The sequence below is a fragment of the Achromobacter marplatensis genome (genome assembly GCF_049060505.1).
Classification (GTDB): Bacteria; Pseudomonadota; Gammaproteobacteria; order Burkholderiales; family Burkholderiaceae_B; genus Achromobacter; species Achromobacter marplatensis_A.
Map to the genome: position 1 here is coordinate 315,549 of NZ_JBMGRB010000005.1, position 17,646 is coordinate 333,194.

A 17,646-nucleotide genomic window follows, 5' to 3' on the forward strand; every position below is an offset into this window, starting at 1 on the left:
TGGCTCTTATAGATATATATAGGTAGCGGGCGTTTCGTAGTGACGTGGGTTGCAACTGCCTTCAGTTCGGACACTGCACCGAAGCGAGGCGGGACGGATCGAATTCAGGCACGCCGGGGGGCAAAACGATCTTGCCGGTCGCGACGGTCATCGCGCAGGCATGGGCGCCCAAGACAATGCCGGAGTCCTCGGCGGACTTCACTTCAAACACATATTTCCAGCGCTGCGGCGCAGGTGCGTAGAACAAGGCCGCCACTGCGATATACGTGGCGGCCTTAGGCACTTTTTCCACGCTCTCGTAACGCTGTCCGGGTGTCAGGATGACCTCGCGTGAAGCGATGAGGCTATCGCCCAGTGCCGCCTTTTCCTGCGCAGTATCAACCAATTGTGTGAGCGGCGCGCGCAGGAATGCCTCGGCATTCTTCAAATAGTATGTTTTCGTAACGATGGCCATGGGTTGGCCACTGCTCGCGTTCAAATTTTCTCCGGCATGGATCGCCAATTTCACGTCGATCGGCGCATTCGGGTCCTTTTTCAGGCCCGTAATGTCGAGCGCGCTGCCGGTCATTCCGGCCACGGCGCCGATCGCCGAAACGGCCGCACAACCGCTGATTGCCAAGCTGGCCGCAATCAACGAAAAGGCCGCCAAGCATCGCGATAAATTGAGATGTTTTGACATGGCTCTTTATACCGGAACATTGCGGCAGTATGAAGATCGCGGCACGTTAGGCGACGTTTCGCGCAGAGTTACATCGCGTTAATCACTGTAGTGGTGTACTAACAAAAAGTTGTTGAAATACGCGGCCTTGGTTACAACCCCACGTGCCCAGAAAATGCAACTTTCCCGTCTCTTTCTGATCGGCGGAATGGTGGCTTTGATGACAGGCTGTGCCGCCTCCGTCAAACCGCAGACCGACGCCGAATTCAAGCAATCGATTACGCAGGCCACGCAGAGTCTTGCCTCGAAGGGGGGCGAGCAGGCCGTGGCGGAATTCGAGGAGATCGCGCAGCGCAATCCCTCGCGAGGCGAGCCCTGGTCGTACATCGCGAAGATCCGTTTCGATGAGCAGAAATACGGCGAAGCGATCGTGGCGGCAGACGAAGCCCTGAACCGTGACCCGGAAGATTTCACCGCCAAGACGGTGCGCGCCGTGGGTGGGCTGCGCGTGGCCATGCAGTCGCTGGCGGATCTGCGCGCGGATGCGCTGCTGGCGGGCAATGCCCGCACCGACGCGGTGGCGCTGGCCGCCGCGATGCGCGAAACCCTGGGCCAGGATGTCCTGTTCCCCGAAGGACGCAAGCCGCCCGCGCGGTCGCGCCAACCCGGCAAGCGTGCTGAACCGCCCGCGGCGGACGCCGGCACGCCGTCCACCGCTGCGCCCGCCGTGGCTACGCCCGCCAGAACCGCGTCACCCGTTGCATCTCCTCCGAACCAGGCACCCGCCGCGCCGTCCGCGACAACGCCGGCCACGCCCGCCGCTACCGGCGGACGCGCGCCGGATCCGTTCGGCAATCTTCTCAAACCCTGACCGGCTTGCGGGCGCCGGCGCCACCGGCCTTGTCAGCCTTACCAACACGCACCTCGCTGGGAGCCCTCATGGCTAAGAAAGAAAGCGTTCAGAAACGACTCCAGAAAGTGCGCCCGCCGCGCGTCCAACTGACTTATGACGTTGAGAAGGGCGATGCGATTGAACAGAAAGAGCTTCCGTTCGTCGTGGGGGTGGTGGGCGACTTCAGCGCGCAATCCGAAGCAGAGTTGCCGCGCCTGAAAGACCGCAAGTTCGTCAACATCGACGTGGACAACTTCGATGACGTGATGAGCGGGTTGGAGCCGCGCGCGGCCTACCGCGTCAAGAACCGCCTGACGGACGAGGGCGGCACCTTCGGCGTGGACCTGAAATTCCGTTCAGTGGAAGACTTCCGGCCAGAAGCCGTGGTGCAGCAGATTGAACCGCTTAAAGAGCTGTTGGACATCCGCACCAAGCTGGCCGACCTGCGCAACAAGCTTGCCGGCAACGACCGGCTGGAAGATCTGTTGGGCGAGGTGCTCAGCAGCACTGAAAAATTGCAGCAACTGACCAGTGAAGCCGGCAAGAACGGCAAGGGAGGCAGCCATGAGTAATTCCGCCGCCGCGCAGAACTCGGCCGCTCAAGCCGCCGAGGCCGATTCGGGCCTGCTCGACCAGATTGTGGAACAGAGCCGGGTGGCGAAATCCACCGCCGAACACGACCGCGCCAAAGATCTGATCGGCGAACTCGCCCGTGAAGTCATGAAAGGCACCGTCGTGGTGTCGGACAATCTGTCGGCCATGCTGGACGCTCGCGTCGCTGAACTGGACCGCCTGATTTCCGCGCAGCTCAGTGAAGTTATGCACGGCGCCGAATTCCAGAAGCTGGAAAGCACATGGCGCGGCCTGCACTACCTGTGCCAGGAGAGCAACACCGGCCCGATGCTGAAGATCAAGGTGTTGAACGTGACCAAGCGCGATCTGGTGCGCGACTTCCAGACCGCTATCGACTTCGACCAGAGCTTGATGTTCAAGAAGGTCTACGAAGAAGAGTTCGGCACGTTCGGCGGCTCGCCATTCGGCGCGCTGCTGGGCAACTTCGAGATCACGCGTCAGCCCGAAGACATGTATTTCATCGAACAGATGTCGCACGTGGCCGCCGCGTCGCACGCGCCGTTCATCGCGTCCGCGTCGCCCGAACTGCTGGGCCTGGATAGCTTTGCGGACCTGGGGCGCCCGCGCGACCTGGCCAAGGTGTTCGATACCGTTGAATACACCAAGTGGCGCAGCTTCCGGGATTCGGAAGATTCCCGCTATGTCGGCCTGACCATGCCGCGCTTCCTGGGCCGTCTGCCATACGACCCGAAGGAGGGGACGTCGGTGGAAGGCTTTAACTTCGTCGAGGACGTAGACGGCACGGACCACGCCAAGTACCTGTGGTGCAACGCTGCCTGGGCGTTCGGCGCGCGCCTGACCGCTGCATTCGCCGATTTCGGCTGGTGCGCTGCCATCCGTGGCGTGGAAGGGGGCGGTCTGGTGGAGAACCTGCCCACCCATACCTTCAAGACGGACGATGGCGAAATCGCCCTCAAGTGCCCGACCGAAATCGCGATTACCGATCGGCGCGAAAAGGAACTGAGCGACTTGGGCCTGATCCCGCTGGTGCACTGCAAAAACTCCGACTATGCGGCCTTTTTCGGCGCGCAGTCGGTGCAGAAGGCAAAGAAATACAACACCGATAGCGCCAACGCCAATGCAGTGCTGTCGGCCCAGTTGCAGTACATCTTTTCGGTGTCGCGCGTGGCCCACTACCTGAAGGCCATGATGCGCGACAAGATCGGCAGCTTCGCGTCCGCGCAGTCGGTCGAAAGTTTCCTGAACCGCTGGGTCTCGCAGTATGTCCTGCTGGACGACAACGCCAGCCAGGAACAGAAAGCGCAATTCCCGTTGCGGGAAGCCTCGGTGCAAGTCGCCGAAGTGCCGGGTCGCCCCGGCGTGTTCCGGGCCGTGGCATTTTTGCGGCCCCACTTTCAGCTCGACGAGCTTTCGATTTCGTTGCGTTTGGTCGCGGAGCTTCCCGCCCAGGCCCAGAAGTCCTGATGCCCGTCCGATAAGCGGTTTTTCAACTTGAGAGGCTATGAATGAAGGACATTTACGTCAAATTTGGCAATCCTGCGCTTAAAGGCGAGTCCCAGGACAAGGACCACCCGGACTGGATCGAAGTCGGCTCTTGGCGCCACGAGATCATCCAGCCGCGTTCGGCCACGGCCTCGACCTCGGGCGGCCACACCGCCGAGCGCACCGAGCATGGCGAAATGGTCTTCACCAAAGATCTGGATGTCGTCAGCCCGCTGCTGTATCAGCACGCGTCCGGCGGTACGACTTTCGACGAAGTGACGATCGATTTCCTGCGTGCCGACGGGGAAGGCAACCGCGTCAAGTACCTGGAAATCAAGCTCAAGTACGTGATTATTTCGCGCGTGGCGCCGGAAGTCGTCAGCGAAGGTCTGCCGCACGAATCGTTTTCGCTGAAATATGCCGCCGTGCAGTGGAAATACACGCAGCAGAAGGTGGGCGGCAACCAGGGCGGCAACGCCCAGGGCGCGTGGAGCCTGACCAAGAACGACAAGACGTACTCGGTCTGAACCCGACCGCGTAGACAGCGCGCGCCGCGCCCCTTGCCCGGCGCGCGGCTTGCGCCGAACGGAGGTCCGTAATGAAAGGGTTCGAGCCGAGCCTGTTCGACAAATTGTTCGACGGCGACGGGCAGGCGCCGCATGCCTTGCGACGTTTGTCGGTGGAAGAAATCAAGGAAACGGTCGCGCGCGACATCGAAGCGCTGTTGAATACGCGCATGGTCTTCACGGAAGAATCGCTGAAGCGCTACCCCAATTGCCAGCGGTCGATCCTGACCTATGGGCTGTCGGATTTCTCGGGGCTCAGCCTGGCCAGCCACTACGACCGCGAGTTCATTTGCCGGTCTCTGGAGCAGGCCATCGCGCGGCATGAGCCGCGGCTGACGCACGTGCGGGTCGTGCTGCAAGTGGACAGCCGCGCGACGTCGGTCCTGTATTTCGCGATCACCGCGATGCTGGATGTGGGTCCGGCACACGAGCCGGTGACGTTCGACGCGACGTTGCAGCCGTCGACCTTGCAGTATTCCGTCAGCAAGGGATGGGCCAAGGCTGCGGCCGTCGCCGGATAGACAACAACGTACACGGGCGCGGGCGGCACGCCGCCGGAGAGGAAGGAAAAGATGGAAGAACTGCTGCCCTATTACGAACGCGAACTGGGTTTCTTGCGCGGGTCGTCACGCGATTTCGCGCAGCGCTATCCCAAGATTGCCGCGCGGCTAGGCTTGTCGGGCGAAACGTGCGAAGACCCGCATGTAGAGCGGATGATCGAGTCGTTCGCCTTGCTCGGCGCGCGCATCAACAAGAAGCTGGACGACGACTATCCGGAGTTCACGGAAGCGCTGTTCGAGGTGATGTACCCGCATTACCTGCGCCCGTTCCCGTCGTGTTCGGTGGCGCAGTTCGATATGGGCGGCGTGGCGGCCCAACTGACGGCGCCGGTGCGGATGCCGCGCGGCACGGAACTGAAATCCCATCCCGTGCGAGGGGTGGCCTGCCGCTTTCGCACCGCCTACGACGTCACGCTGGCGCCGGTGGCCATCCGCCGCGCCAGTTTCGCGTCCACGGCCAACGCGCCTTCGTCGACGTCGTTGCCGGCCGGCGTGACGGGCCGGCTGTCGCTGACGCTGGCGTGCCTGGCCGAGACGCAGAATTTTTCGAATCTGGCCGTGGACACGCTGCGCGTCTACCTGCATGGCGAACCGTCGTTTGTGGCCGCGTTGCGTGATTGCCTGTTCCTGCGCACGGCCGCCGCCTATATCGAAACGCTACCCGGCCGCTGGCACCGCCTGGATGATGTGCCGCTGGCGCAAGTGGGGCTGGCGGAAAACGACGCGCTGATCGATTTTCCGGCCAGTTCGCACCCGGCCTACCGGTTACTGGCCGAGTATTTCGTCTTCGCCGAGAAGTTCAATTTCGTCGATATCGACCTGGCCGCGTTGCGGCGCGCGGCAGGCACGGCGCGCGAATTCACGCTGCATCTGCCCGTCAAGGGCCTGCGCGCCGATTCCAACACGGCGCGCTTGCTGGAATCGGCGTCGCCCGACCATTTCCGGCTGGGATGCACGCCGGTCGTCAACCTGTTCGCGCAGCGCGCCGACCCCATCCGCGTGACCCATGCGGCGGCGTCCTATCCCGTGGTGGCGGACGCCCGGCGCGCCTATGGCTATGAGGTGTATTCGATCGATCGTGTTCGGCAGGTTCGGCAGAACGCGCAGGGCGATTCGGTGGTGGAGTTTCGTCCGTTCTACTCGCTGCACCATGGTGAAACGCCAGAGCGCGCAAGCCACTACTGGACGGCGCGGCGCGATGCGATGGTGGCGGAACGCAGCCCCGGCTACGAGATGGAGATGTCCATCGTCGATATCGATTTTGATCCCTCGGTACCGCAGACCGAGACCCTTAGCCTGGACCTGACCTGCACCAATCGCGACCTGCCCGCGCATCTGGCGGTGGGCCAGTCGGGCGGCGACCTGTTCCTGGAAGGGGGGTCCGTCGCTCGCGAAATCCGCATGCTCCGCCGGCCAACGCATACGCATCGATTTCAGCAGGGCCGCGCCGCGCATTGGCGCTTGATCTCGCATCTGGCGCTGAACCACCTGTCGCTGGTGCAAAGCGGCTTGCCCGCCCTGAAAGAGACACTGCGGCTGTATGACTTGTCGCATGCGGCGGTGGCCGCGCGGCAGATCGAAGGCCTGGTGGGGTTGGACTACAAGCCTGCAACGCACTGGATGCCGGGCGAGCCGTTCGCCACTTTCGTGCGCGGCATCGAGATCCGGCTGACGATCAATGAAGACAACTTCGTCGGAACCAGCCTGCATGCCTTCGTGGCGGTGATCAATCGCTTCTTCGGCCTGTACGTGCACGCCAACAGCTTCGTGCAGCTGGTCGTGTTGTCGCGCCGTGGCGCGGAAGAAATTCTACGGTGCCCCCCGTGCAACGGCGACGCGATCCTAGCGTAATCGAAGCGCTGCTGGCCGAGCCGCAGCGCTTCAAATTCTTCCAGGCCGTCCGGGTCCTGGAGCTGTGGTTCGCCCGTCAGGAGGGCACGCGCGCGAAAAATGCGGTGCCTGCCCACCTGCGATTCCTGAACTCGTCGTCACTGGGCTTTCCGGCAAGCGAGATCGCGGCGCTGATGGCTTACGACAAGGACGGAGTGCCATTGGAGGACACCGCGTCGCGCCTGGCCGCGCTGGCCGAGGGCAAGTTGGGGCGGGTGGAAATCGAGCCCGCTTTCTTCGGCCTGCTGGGCGGGCAAGGCGCGTTGCCGCTGCATTACTCCGAGATACTGAGCCACCGCGAGAGCGCCAAGCGCGATCGCGGCGCGCGTGCCTTCTTCGACATCTTCTCGAACCGGGCGTCGGCGCTCTTCTACGCGGCATGGAAGAAGTACCGCATGCCGATACGCCACGAAACCGAGCAGGACCACCACTATCTGCCGCTGCTGCTGGCGCTGGGCGGTATCGGCCATCCCGCGCTGCGCGATCGCCTGCACCAGGGCGACGGGCAGGTGTTCGACGAATCGCTGGCGCACTACGCCGCCGCCGCGCGGCAGCGGCCAGTGTCGGCGGCATTCCTGCAGCGGGTGCTGTGCGACTACTTCCAGGTGGACATGCGGGTGGAACAGTTCGTCGGGCGCTGGTATCACGTGCCGCCCGAACACCGCACGCAGTTGGGCATGCCGGGCGCGGTGCTGGGCGTATCCGCGATGGCTGGCGACCGCATCTGGCAGCGCGACCTGCGCATCCGCCTGTGGATCGGCCCTTTGTCGCGGGCCGCCTTCGCGGATTTCCTGCCCGGCGGCGCGCGCGCGCAGGCGCTGGAAAAGTTGCTGACGATGTTTGGCGGCATGAGCTTCGAATACGAGGTGCGGCTGATCATGGCCCAGGCGGATGTGGCCGGCAGCGTGCTGGGCGGTGAGGGCGAGGGGGCCCGCCTGGGCTGGAATTCTTTCCTTTGCACCGCCCCTGTCGACGCCGACCGCGACGATGCCAGCTACGAACTGCACACCATCCATTGAGCACACAACGAACGAGAACATGGCCATTCCGCTGAAAACCCTGATCGCGAAGCTGAACCAGACCTGCCGCCAGGCCGCCGAACGCGCCGCAAGCCTGTGCATGGCGCAAGGGCACTATGAAGTGGATCTTGAGCATCTGTTCCTGGCCTTGCTGGAGCGGCCCGCCAGCGACTTCAGCATGGTGGCGCGGCGCAGCGGCATCGAAGCGTCGGTGCTGGAAGCCGACCTCAATGCCGAGATCCGCGGCTTTAAGAACGGCAATACGCGCACACCGGTTTTTTCGCCGCACTTGCCGAAGCTGTTCGAACACGCCTGGCTGATTGCGTCGCTGGATACGCAGACCACGCGCATCCGCTCCGGTCATCTGCTGCTGGCGCTGTTGGCGGAGCCCGACCTGGCGGCGCTGGCGCGGCGCGGGTCGCGCTTGTTCGAGTCGTTTCGGCTGGATGCGCTGAAGCATGACTTCGCGGCGTTGACGGCGGGTTCGGAAGAGGCCGGTCAGGCCGTTTCGCTGGGCGACGGCGTCGATGGCGCCGCCGGCCAGGATGCCGCCGCGCCAGCTGCCGCCTTGTCCAAGACGCCGGCGCTGGATCAATACACCACCAATCTGACGGAGCGCGCGCGCGAGGGCAGGATAGACCCCGTGATCGGGCGCGACGCCGAAATCCGCCAGATGATCGACATTCTGACGCGGCGTCGCCAGAACAACCCCATCCTGACTGGCGAGGCCGGCGTGGGCAAGACGGCGGTGGTCGAAGGCCTGGCGCTGCGCATCGTGGCGGGTGACGTTCCCCCTTCGCTGGCAGGCGTGGCGCTGCGCACGCTGGACCTGGGCCTGTTGCAGGCCGGCGCCAGCGTCAAGGGCGAATTCGAAAACCGCCTGAAGCACGTGATCGACGAGGTCAAGCAAAGCCCGACGCCCGTCATCCTGTTCATTGACGAAGCGCACACGATGATTGGCGCGGGCGGCCAGGCGGGCCAGAACGACGCCGCCAACCTGCTCAAGCCGGCGTTGGCGCGCGGCGAATTGCGCACCATCGCGGCCACCACCTGGAGCGAATACAAAAAGTACTTTGAGAAGGACGCGGCGCTGGCTCGCCGCTTCCAGGTCGTCAAGGTGGAAGAGCCCAGTGAGGCGCTGGCCGCCAGCATGCTGCGCGGCATGGCGCCGCTGATGGAAAGCCACTTCGGCGTGCGTGTGCTGGACGAGGCCATCGTGGCCGCGGCCCGGCTGTCGCACCGCTACATCAGCGGCCGGCAATTGCCCGACAAGGCGGTTAGCGTGCTGGACACGGCATGCGCCAGGGTGGCGTTAGGCCGCAGCGCCACGCCGGCCTTGATCGACGACGCGCGCCATCGCCTGGCACGGTTGGACACCGAGCGCGCGGCGCTGCATCGCGAGGCCGCGACAGGCGGCCCCGCCACCCGCCTGCGCGAGCTGGACGAGGAAATGGCTGCCGTGCGGCAGACGCTGGCAGACGCTGAAGCGAGATTGACGCAAGAAAGCGAGCTGGTCCGTCAGATCCATGCGCTGCGCGAGGAGCTGGAAGCCGCGGGCGTTCCGGCAACGCCCGAGCCCGCAGGCAAGCGGCGGCCAGCCAAGGCGGAACTTTCGCCGGGCCAGGCGCAGCTGGCGGAACTGCAACAACAGTTGCGTGCGCTGCAAGGCGACGCGCCGCTGGTGCCCGCGTTCGTCGACGCCCAGGTCATCGCCGAAATCGTGTCGGCCTGGACCGGCATTCCGCTGGGCCGCATGGTGAATGACGAAATCCGAACGGTGCTGGAACTGCAGCCGCTGCTGGCGGAACGCGTGATCGGGCAGGACCACGCGCTGCATGCGATTGCGCAGCGTGTGCGAACGGCGCGCGCCGGATTGGAGGACCCCAACAAACCCAAGGGTGTGTTCCTCTTCGTCGGGCCGTCGGGCGTCGGCAAGACCGAAACCGCGCTGGCCGTGGCCGACGTGCTGTATGGCGGCGAGCGCAAGCTGGTCACCATCAACATGAGCGAATACCAGGAGGCGCACAGCGTGTCGGGGCTGAAGGGTTCGCCGCCGGGCTACGTCGGGTACGGCGAAGGCGGCGTGCTGACCGAAGCCGTGCGTCGCCAGCCCTACAGCGTGGTCTTGCTGGACGAGATCGAGAAGGCCCATCCAGATGTGCTTGAGCTGTTCTTCCAGGTGTTCGACAAAGGGGTGATGGACGACGCCGAAGGCCGCGAGATCGACTTCCGCAATACGCTCATCATCCTGACGTCCAACGTGGGCTCATCGGCCATCATGCAGGCCTGCCTGAACAAAAGCGCGGCCGAACGGCCTGATGCCGAGGCGCTGCAGGCCCTGCTTGCCCCGCAGTTGTACAAGGCCTTCAAGCCCGCCTTTCTGGGCCGCATGAAAACCGTTGCCTACTATCCGATCGACGACGACGCGCTGGTGCGCATCATCGGACTGAAGCTCGGCCGCATCGCCGCGCGCGTGCAGGCCAACCACCGCGCGGCGTTCGAGTGGGACGATGCGCTGGTCGAGGCAGTGCTGGCGCGCTGCACCGAAGTCGATACCGGCGCGCGCAACGTCGATCACATTCTTAACGGCACGCTGCTGCCGCAGATTGCCGAGCAAGTCCTGGGCCGCATGGCGCAGGGCGAGGCAATCGCGCGTATCCGCGTGACGGCGGGCAAGAACGGCGATTTCCGCTATCGCCTGGCCTGACCCCGGAACCCAAGCCATGCCTCCCGATTCCGCGTCCCTCTCCCGCCTGCCTGCCGCCGCCGCCGATCAGGCCAACCGGCTGCTCGACCTGGGCACGCCGCTGGGGCCCAACAAACTGGTGGCCGAAACGCTGGAAGGCGTCGAAAGCCTGTCCGACGGCGGATTCCGCCTGGAGCTGACGGCGTTGTCCGAAGACGCGCATATTCCGCTGAAGGCCCTGCTGGGGCAGCCGGTGACGCTGCGGCTGCAAACCGCGCTTGACCGCAGCCAGCCTCGCCTGTGGCACGGCCACGTGACGGGCGCGGCGTATCAAGGCGCCAATGGCGGCATGGCGCGGTACGGCCTGACCGTGGAGCCGTGGCTGGCTTTCCTGCGCCAGCGGCACGATAGCTTTGCGTACCAGGACCGGACGGTGTTCGAGATCGTCGAGAGCATCTTCGCCGACTACAAGGGCAGCGGCGTGCTGGCGCCCCAATGGCGCTGGGACCTGCGGGACCGCGCCAGCTACGCCAAGCGCAGCCTGACGATCCAGTACCGCGAGACCGACTATGCGTTCGTGGACCGGTTGCTGGCCGAAGAGGGGCTCTTCTACTGGGTAGAGCACGACGCCGATGGCCACACCCTGGTCATCGCCGACCACAACGGCGCCTTCAAGCCCGGGCCGCAAGCCAGTGTGCGTTTTGCCCGCGCGGATGTCACCGAAACCGAAGACAGCATCCAGCAATGGAGCCGGCGCCAGCGCTGGCAGACCAACGGCGTGCGGCTGGCCAGTTGGGACTATCGCGGCGCGCAGGCGCGTCCCGTGTCCGCGCAGGCCGCCGCCGGCAAGCTGGCCAACGACAGGGAACTGGTGCACCACGACTACCCGGGGCAATACGCCTACGAGGACAGCGCCCAGGGCGAACGGCTGGCGCACAATGCCTTGGCCGCGCTGCGAGCGCGCCAGGACTGCGTGGAGGGCGCCGGCACCGTGCGCACGCTGGCGCCCGGGCAACGGTTCGAACTTACCGGCCATTACCAGCAAGACGCGCAGCCCGCGTATGTGGTGATCGCCATGACGCACCGCGCGCGCAACAATTTTGATGCCGACCTGGGCCGCGCCGTCAGCGAATCGGGCGCCGCGAAGGCGGACGAGGAGTTCTACCGCAACCGCTTCACCTGCATCGGTATCGACACCGAGTTCCGTCCCGTGACGGCGGACGGTCATGGCGCGCGGGTGCATCCGCGCCCTACGGTGTTCGGTGCGCAGACGGCGCTGGTGGTGGGCGCTGACGCCCCGGTGCTGACGGATCGCGACCATCGGATCAAAGTGCAATTCCACTGGCAACGGGGCAAAGCCTCCAGCAGCCGCCTGGCGCATCCATCAGGTGACGAAAACGCGCCCGCCAAGGACGAACTGGGCACCTGGGTCCGCGTGGCGGAGCCGGTGGCCGGCGGCGACTGGGGCGGCCATTTCGTGCCCAGGGTGGGGCAAGAAGTGCTGGTGGAATTCCTGCACGGCGATATCGACCGGCCCGTCGTGGTGGGAGCGCTGTACAACGGCGAGGGCGCCGAAGACGCGCCGCACAATCAGGTGCAAGCGGGCGGCGCCAACGCAACGGGCAACGCGCCCGCCTGGTTTGCCGGGGGCCAGGACGGCCATGCGCACAACGTGGTGATGTCCGGGTTCAAGACCCAGGCATTGTCCGACAGCGGGACGGGCACGGGGGGATACAACCAGCTGGTCCAGGACGATACGCCGGGCCAGTCGCGCTTGACCGCGTCCACCACGCAAGCGGACAGCCGTTTGAACCTGGGCCATATCAAACAGCAACGCGACAACGAGCGGCTCGATGATCTGGGCTTCGGCGCCGAACTGTCCACCAAGGAAGCGGTGGCGGTGCGCGGCGGCTCGGGTCTGCTGATCAGCGCCGACCTGCGCGAAAACGCCGATGGCGCGCTGTTGGACAGCGCCGAAGCGGCCAAACAGGTCAAGATCGCGATGACGGCCGCCAAAGAGCTTGCCGAGACCGCGGTCAGGCAAAAGGCGATCTTGAAGGACGACCCCCAGACACTGCCCGCGCAAGAGGCGCTGGCCCACATCCTGGACGTGGTGGAGACCACGCAGGACGACCCGAACACGGCCGGCGTGGCGGTGGCGGCCTATGGCGAACCGCACATCCAGGTCAGCGCGCCCAGCGGCATCGGCCAGTACACGCCCGCCGACGCCTTCCTGGTGGCGGGCAAGACCTTCGCCCAGGTGGCGCCGGACGTGAACTGGGCCAGCAGCGCCAATCTGGCGATGGGCGTGGCCGCGGGGGCCGTCCTGTACACCATGGGGCTTGCGGCGTCCGGCGGCCGGCCCGTCAAGGAAAGCGGCCTGCGGCTGCACGCGGCGGGCGGCAAGCTGCGGGTGCATAGCCAGGACGCCAAGATGACGTTGACGGCCGAAAAGGCCGTAACCGTCGCGTCGGCGGACGCCAGCGTGACGGTCCAGGCGGCCAAGCGCGTGCTGGCCACGGCGGGCGGCGCCTATCTGCGCATCGAGGGGGGCGGCATCCAGTTGCATGCCCCGGGCAAGGTGGAACTGAAGGCGGGCGTGCATAACTGGGTCGGGCCGCAATCCGCGCCGATCCCCGACATGCTGCCCGCAGGGGATTTCCAAGGCTGCCAATTGAAGATGCAAAGCGCGGCGGCGTCCGGCGCGGCGGTGGTCGACCTCTAGGACGGATGCGGAAATATGAATTCCTATACGTCGGGCATCGAATTGGCGGAGACCGTGCAGCGGCTTGCAGCCTCCCGTGGGGATTCCCGCTGCCTGCTGCTGATCGACCCGTTGCTGCGGGACCCGGCCGACGACCCGGAATGGGAAGGGCTGGCGGGCGAACTGGCCGCGCGCGAGACGCCGGTGCGGCTGGCGCACCCGGACATCGACCCGCGCGTATGGCCGCGCCTGATCGGATTGGATTTGACGCGCCCGCGCGATGCGGACATCAGCCGCGCCGCCGCAGGCATGGCGATCAAAGATTGGGAGCCCGCCGCTTTGGGCCAGGGCGATGGCCGGCGGATAGGCGGATGGATATTCGGGGCGGGCGCCGCAACGGCGTTGGCCAGCCACCTGGGGCGCACCTTGTTGGCGGTCCGGGCGGACGGAGGAAGAACCCTGTTGCGGCTGCACGACCCGGCGGTGCTGGATCTGGTCTGGCGCCAGGTTTCCCGGCAGCAGAAAGCCGACCTGTTGGGTCCGGCAGGTCTTTGGGTGAACGTCGACCGTTGGAAACGGTTGGCCCGGTACGACATCGACGAGCCGCGTACCGGCTCGGCCATGCGTTTGGACGGCGATCAGTGGCGGACGGTCCGGACTTTCGCCGCAGTCAACCGCGCGTGGCGCGCGGTGGCGCCCAGGGCCGGCGAGATATTGCCGGAAACGTTGGAGCAGGTCGTCGCTTGCGTGCGCCGAGGGGCCGAAGCCGGGCTGCGTGACCTGCGCGATTGGGAGGCCATCGCCTTGCGCGCGCTGACGGTGCATCCCGAATTCGATCAGCATCCGACGGTGGCGGAAATGCTGGCTGCCCGGCCCGACGATATCGGCTTTTCGCGGCTTGTCATGGCGTTGACGGATGCGGACTGGGCGGCGATCGCGCATGCCTGCCGGCAGCCAGGCCGCGCGCACATTCCAGGTTAGGACACACGAATGAGTAATGCTTGTAGCGTATGCCAGGCGGGCGGCTTGCCGATTCTTCCCACGCGGTATGCGGTGGTGCCGGCGAGTTTTCCACAGGCCGGCCTGAGCGACTTCAGTGGTGAACGCGTGACCGGCGTGGAGTTGGACGCGTCGCGCTACAAATACGTGACGCGCACGCTGCGGCAGGGGTTCCTGTACCTTTTCTACGAGAAAGGCCCGCAGGGCGCGAATTACTGGGAAGTCTATTCGGTAACCGCCGACGGCACACTGTGGCGCTGCGACGATGCGGACAGCGCCCGGCTCGAACCCTCGATGAAATGTGCAAGCCAGGGACACAACCCGCTTCGCATGCACTACATCGTCATCGAAAAGCCGGAGCAGTGCGGCACGGTATGGCTGGCCTACAGTGAACACAAATGGAGCCCTCAAACGCGCGCACGCTACGCCACGCCCGCGCATCGCGCATCGCGGATGCAAGCGATCGAGCCTTCCGTTTGGGCCCAGGGCACCTGCGAGGCCAAGAACCATCAGTCCATCCTTGCCGTCGAATCGAATTTCAAGAAAATCCTGGAGTACGGGGACCATCAATTCAGCAGCTTGACCGGAGAGCCCCCCGCACTGCCATGCACGGGCTTTGATCGCGTGCGCGTCCTGAGCCGCGCGGACGGGTCTTACGATGAGGCGTTGTTGACCGAGCAATTCACGAAGACGCCTTGGTATCCCCGAAATCGGCCGGTTGGCGACCGAAAAGACCTGGTGCTTCAGCAGCTGCTGGCGCAGATGCTGGACAAGTGCGGCGACCCCACCATGGGCGTCAGCTACTGGCCGATGGCCTTGGCGCTCTGGGACGCCATCGGCATCGCCGATGAACTCAATGGGTACTGCAACGACGCGCTGGGCGCGATAGCCCGGTACGGCGAAGAACGCGCGTTGGAGATCACGGCAATCAGCAATATCGAGGGCGCGAAGGCGGCGCTGGAAGGCAAGGCCGATGACGCGGCAAGGCGCACGGCCGAGGCCGTGCAGCTTGGCCAGCGCAGCGGAAGCCGGCACTACGAGGTGATGCGCCGCAATCAGATCATCAACCAGAATGTGCAGGATATGCCAGGCAAGCAGGCGCTTGCGGGCTTGGAAAACGAGCGCTCGAACGGTGTGATATCCAATGCCGAGTACCAGCGCCGCCGGGGCTTGTTGCTGGACCAGTACGTGCCGGCGGCGCGCAGGGCGCAGGCAGAGGCGGACTTCAACGCCTACGACGCCGAGATCGCGCTGGCGGACCGCACGCGCGACCAGAATCTGGAGAACTATCGCCAGGACCGCGTCCGGCAAGCCTGGGATCGCTACAACGACAATATCGATTGGGACAAGCTGCGGCGTTTCAAGGGAAACTACGACCGGTTCCAGGAGGCGGCGACGACGCTGGCAAACGCCAGGACGGTGGAACTGATCAAGTGGCTGGAGTGGGACCTTCTGTTCGATACGCTGGAGGACTACAGCGAAGACGTCGAAGACGATGGCCACGAGTTCATTGAAGTCGTCGCCGACATGACCGAAGGCATCGGCGCCAGCGAAGCGGGGGCGCGCTACCTGAAGACGCTGGTGGAAGTGCGGCGGGACGCCAGCGATCGAAGGTCGCTCTTCTGGCGGGCGGTGGCCGCGAACCAGAAAGCGCTTAAACCGCAGGTCACGGCCGCCGTGGATGAAGCCGTCAAGGGCAAGCAGACGCTGCTGTCCGTGGGTTTGGCGATTGTCGAACGAGCGACCAGCAACCTGAAGACGTTTGCCGGGTACTACAAGCGAGCGGTGTCGCTGGTTGGCGAAAGCAACGCGCAGAAGTTGGGGCCTTTGCCGCGCGCGATGAAGAACGCGGGTGTCGACAAGCTGATGATGACGGCCGGGGACACGGTATTCCGTTGGCTGCGCCTGAACGGCCTGGGCGATTACGTTGGCGAAAAGATCATCCAGAATATATTCCTGATGTCCACGGGCATCAGCGACGCCGACGCCCTGGCGCTGGTGCGCCAACAGGCACGCTACGACGGCGTGGCGCGCCAGGTCGCGCTGCAACGGTTGCGCACGGCACGCACGTTCCTTGAGGCCAACGAGGCCATTGCGAAAGAGCCTGGCCACCAGGTCATGCGCGACATGTGGAGCAAGATTCGGCCCGCGAACGGGCGCAATGGTGCGACCACCATGCGGATCACGGTCGTGGTCGGCTTGATTGAACTCGTGAATTTCACGAAGCTCATCGCGGCGACCGACAAGACGACCACGACGTATGCGAAGCTGATCGCGTCGGCCGCCACATTGAGTGCCGCCGTGATCGACATTGCGATCGTGCCGTATCAATTGGCCGGAAAGAAAGCCTTTGGATTTCAAAAATGGAAGCTGATGGGCGGCATGCTCGGGGCCGGGGCCTCGTTCATCACGGCGTCGATCGATTTCAACGAAGCGACCGAACGCAGGGAAAAGAAGCAATACAAGCTGATGGTGCTGGTCGGCATAAAATCAGCGCTTGGATTTACCGCCGCGGGCGCCGCGGTGATCACGGCGATCGCCACTTCCGCACCCCTATTGAAGATCGTGGGCCGGCGCTTGGGGCTGAACGTCGTCGTGATCGCGGTGGACGGCATCGCCGCGCGGGTTGCCGTCGCATCCGTCGCCCGCGTGCTCGGTCTGCTGGTGGGCTGGGAAATCGCGGTGGTGCTGGTCGGTATACAGTTGCTGGCGTGGTACTTCACGCCCGACACCCTGGAAGAGTGGTGCGAAACCAGCGCTTTCGGCCGCCGGACTTTCGGCACGCCCGTGGACGACCCCAAGAAGCAGGAAGAAGGTTTCGTCGCCGCCCTGGCTGACGTGGTGTAAGGAATACGATGACCAAGGAATCGAACGATCCCCTCCGCAAGATCACGGGAACCATCAGCGGCCTGAGCAAGTCCCGCCGCAATCGGGATTTCGTCCTTAGCCAGATGGGCAAGGATGTTGGCGCGTCCGCCGTGTCGGCGGGCCTGGCAGACATGGGGGGCGCGGGGATCGCCATCGCCACGATGGACACTTCGGAAACAGCGGATTTCGTAGAGTTCCAGGTCAACGGCGAATCCGTGCGTGGCTGGTTCTGGCGGTTTCCATTTCAGGACGGCGATGCGGTCGATGTGGTGGCGGAACCCGACGGCCAAGCAGCCTGGACGGCGTATGGCGTCCGGCGCGATGCCGATGCCCTGGTGGCGGTGTATCCCCATTGTTTCGAGGGACGCCGGTCGCACTACCGGTCTACGTTCCGGTTCTGGGGCATTGTCGTCGCTGCGATTTTCATCTTCATGATGTGCCTGGATGCCGTGCTGGCGTTGTTCAAGGGCACGTTCAGCATCCAGAACCAGTTGGATGCCTATGGAATCTATGCCATGTATCTGCTGCCGGGCCTGCTGCTGGTGTTCGGCTTCCTGGCATGGCGCGGGGGCCGCAAGACGGAAGGCTTCGCGCAGGTGGCTGAAACCATCTTCAAAGGCTTCGGGTGGGCCGATCCGGGCGGCATCAATTTGCGTGAAATATCCAGGAAAAAGCGCCGCGCAGGCGATGGGAAGGATTACGGCATGCGCTATTTCCGGTACTGAACC

13 protein-coding genes are annotated in these 17,646 nt (G+C 64.7%); 12 read left to right on the forward strand and 1 reads right to left on the reverse strand.

Annotated features, from left to right (window positions below):
* Positions 1–61 precede the first annotated feature (61 nt).
* Complete coding sequence (tssJ, locus tag ACI0FO_RS15180) at positions 62–679, reverse strand: type VI secretion system lipoprotein TssJ (RefSeq protein ID WP_416027839.1); 618 nt, start codon at positions 677–679, stop codon at positions 62–64.
* A 154-nt stretch (positions 680–833) separates the two neighbouring features.
* Between tssJ and ACI0FO_RS15185 the strand changes: the two genes are divergently transcribed.
* The 12 genes from ACI0FO_RS15185 to ACI0FO_RS15240 all read left to right on the forward strand — a co-directional run bounded on the left by ACI0FO_RS15185 (position 834) and on the right by ACI0FO_RS15240 (position 17,643).
* Positions 834–1,529, forward strand: a complete 696-nt coding sequence (locus ACI0FO_RS15185) for a tetratricopeptide repeat protein (protein WP_416027841.1) — start codon at positions 834–836, stop codon at positions 1,527–1,529.
* Positions 1,530–1,597: 68 nt separating this feature from the next.
* Positions 1,598–2,122 (forward strand): type VI secretion system contractile sheath small subunit, encoded by a 525-nt coding sequence (tssB, locus tag ACI0FO_RS15190; RefSeq protein WP_105557015.1) that lies wholly within the window; start codon positions 1,598–1,600, stop codon positions 2,120–2,122.
* On the forward strand, positions 2,115–3,608 hold the full coding sequence (tssC, locus tag ACI0FO_RS15195; RefSeq protein WP_105557014.1) for a type VI secretion system contractile sheath large subunit: 1,494 nt from the start codon (positions 2,115–2,117) through the stop codon (positions 3,606–3,608). The genes tssB and tssC overlap by 8 nt, the downstream gene beginning before the upstream one ends.
* A gap of 41 nt (positions 3,609–3,649) precedes the next feature.
* The gene (locus ACI0FO_RS15200; protein ID WP_006395404.1) at positions 3,650–4,153 is read left to right on the forward strand and encodes an Hcp family type VI secretion system effector; all 504 of its coding nucleotides are present in this window, start codon (positions 3,650–3,652) and stop codon (positions 4,151–4,153) included.
* Positions 4,154–4,224: 71 nt separating this feature from the next.
* Positions 4,225–4,713, forward strand: a complete 489-nt coding sequence (gene tssE, locus ACI0FO_RS15205) for a type VI secretion system baseplate subunit TssE (RefSeq protein ID WP_416027845.1) — start codon at positions 4,225–4,227, stop codon at positions 4,711–4,713.
* Between the two features lie 51 nt (positions 4,714–4,764).
* On the forward strand, positions 4,765–6,603 hold the full coding sequence (gene tssF, locus ACI0FO_RS15210) for a type VI secretion system baseplate subunit TssF (protein WP_416027847.1): 1,839 nt from the start codon (positions 4,765–4,767) through the stop codon (positions 6,601–6,603).
* Positions 6,567–7,661 carry a type VI secretion system baseplate subunit TssG gene (gene tssG / locus ACI0FO_RS15215; RefSeq protein WP_416027849.1) on the forward strand — a complete coding sequence of 365 codons (1,095 nt, stop codon included), beginning with the start codon at positions 6,567–6,569 and terminating at the stop codon, positions 7,659–7,661. Before tssF ends, tssG begins: the two co-directional genes overlap by 37 nt.
* Before the next feature lie 19 nt (positions 7,662–7,680).
* Positions 7,681–10,368 (forward strand): type VI secretion system ATPase TssH, encoded by a 2,688-nt coding sequence (tssH, locus tag ACI0FO_RS15220; RefSeq protein WP_416027851.1) that lies wholly within the window; start codon positions 7,681–7,683, stop codon positions 10,366–10,368.
* 16 nt (positions 10,369–10,384) lie between these two features.
* Positions 10,385–13,072: a type VI secretion system Vgr family protein gene (locus tag ACI0FO_RS15225; RefSeq protein ID WP_416027853.1), complete on the forward strand. Its 2,688-nt coding sequence runs from the start codon at positions 10,385–10,387 to the stop codon at positions 13,070–13,072.
* Between the two features lie 15 nt (positions 13,073–13,087).
* On the forward strand, positions 13,088–14,032 hold the full coding sequence (locus tag ACI0FO_RS15230) for a DUF4123 domain-containing protein (RefSeq protein WP_416027855.1): 945 nt from the start codon (positions 13,088–13,090) through the stop codon (positions 14,030–14,032).
* 9 nt (positions 14,033–14,041) lie between these two features.
* Positions 14,042–16,897, forward strand: a complete 2,856-nt coding sequence (locus tag ACI0FO_RS15235) for a T6SS effector BTH_I2691 family protein (protein ID WP_416027857.1) — start codon at positions 14,042–14,044, stop codon at positions 16,895–16,897.
* Between the two features lie 8 nt (positions 16,898–16,905).
* Positions 16,906–17,643: a putative type VI secretion system effector gene (locus ACI0FO_RS15240; protein ID WP_416027859.1), complete on the forward strand. Its 738-nt coding sequence runs from the start codon at positions 16,906–16,908 to the stop codon at positions 17,641–17,643.
* Positions 17,644–17,646 lie beyond the last annotated feature (3 nt).

What these genes read in the sequence shown, in the direction of transcription:
- tssJ (WP_416027839.1), bottom strand. Translation starts at nt 679, where the DNA reads ATGTCAAAACATCTCAATTTATCGCGATGCTTGGCGGCCTTTTCGTTG.
- ACI0FO_RS15185 (WP_416027841.1), top strand. Translation starts at nt 834, where the DNA reads ATGCAACTTTCCCGTCTCTTTCTGATCGGCGGAATGGTGGCTTTGATG.
- tssB (WP_105557015.1), top strand. Translation starts at nt 1,598, where the DNA reads ATGGCTAAGAAAGAAAGCGTTCAGAAACGACTCCAGAAAGTGCGCCCG.
- tssC (WP_105557014.1), top strand. Translation starts at nt 2,115, where the DNA reads ATGAGTAATTCCGCCGCCGCGCAGAACTCGGCCGCTCAAGCCGCCGAG.
- ACI0FO_RS15200 (WP_006395404.1), top strand. Translation starts at nt 3,650, where the DNA reads ATGAAGGACATTTACGTCAAATTTGGCAATCCTGCGCTTAAAGGCGAG.
- tssE (WP_416027845.1), top strand. Translation starts at nt 4,225, where the DNA reads ATGAAAGGGTTCGAGCCGAGCCTGTTCGACAAATTGTTCGACGGCGAC.
- tssF (WP_416027847.1), top strand. Translation starts at nt 4,765, where the DNA reads ATGGAAGAACTGCTGCCCTATTACGAACGCGAACTGGGTTTCTTGCGC.
- tssH (WP_416027851.1), top strand. Translation starts at nt 7,681, where the DNA reads ATGGCCATTCCGCTGAAAACCCTGATCGCGAAGCTGAACCAGACCTGC.
- ACI0FO_RS15225 (WP_416027853.1), top strand. Translation starts at nt 10,385, where the DNA reads ATGCCTCCCGATTCCGCGTCCCTCTCCCGCCTGCCTGCCGCCGCCGCC.
- ACI0FO_RS15230 (WP_416027855.1), top strand. Translation starts at nt 13,088, where the DNA reads ATGAATTCCTATACGTCGGGCATCGAATTGGCGGAGACCGTGCAGCGG.
- ACI0FO_RS15235 (WP_416027857.1), top strand. Translation starts at nt 14,042, where the DNA reads ATGAGTAATGCTTGTAGCGTATGCCAGGCGGGCGGCTTGCCGATTCTT.
- ACI0FO_RS15240 (WP_416027859.1), top strand. Translation starts at nt 16,906, where the DNA reads ATGACCAAGGAATCGAACGATCCCCTCCGCAAGATCACGGGAACCATC.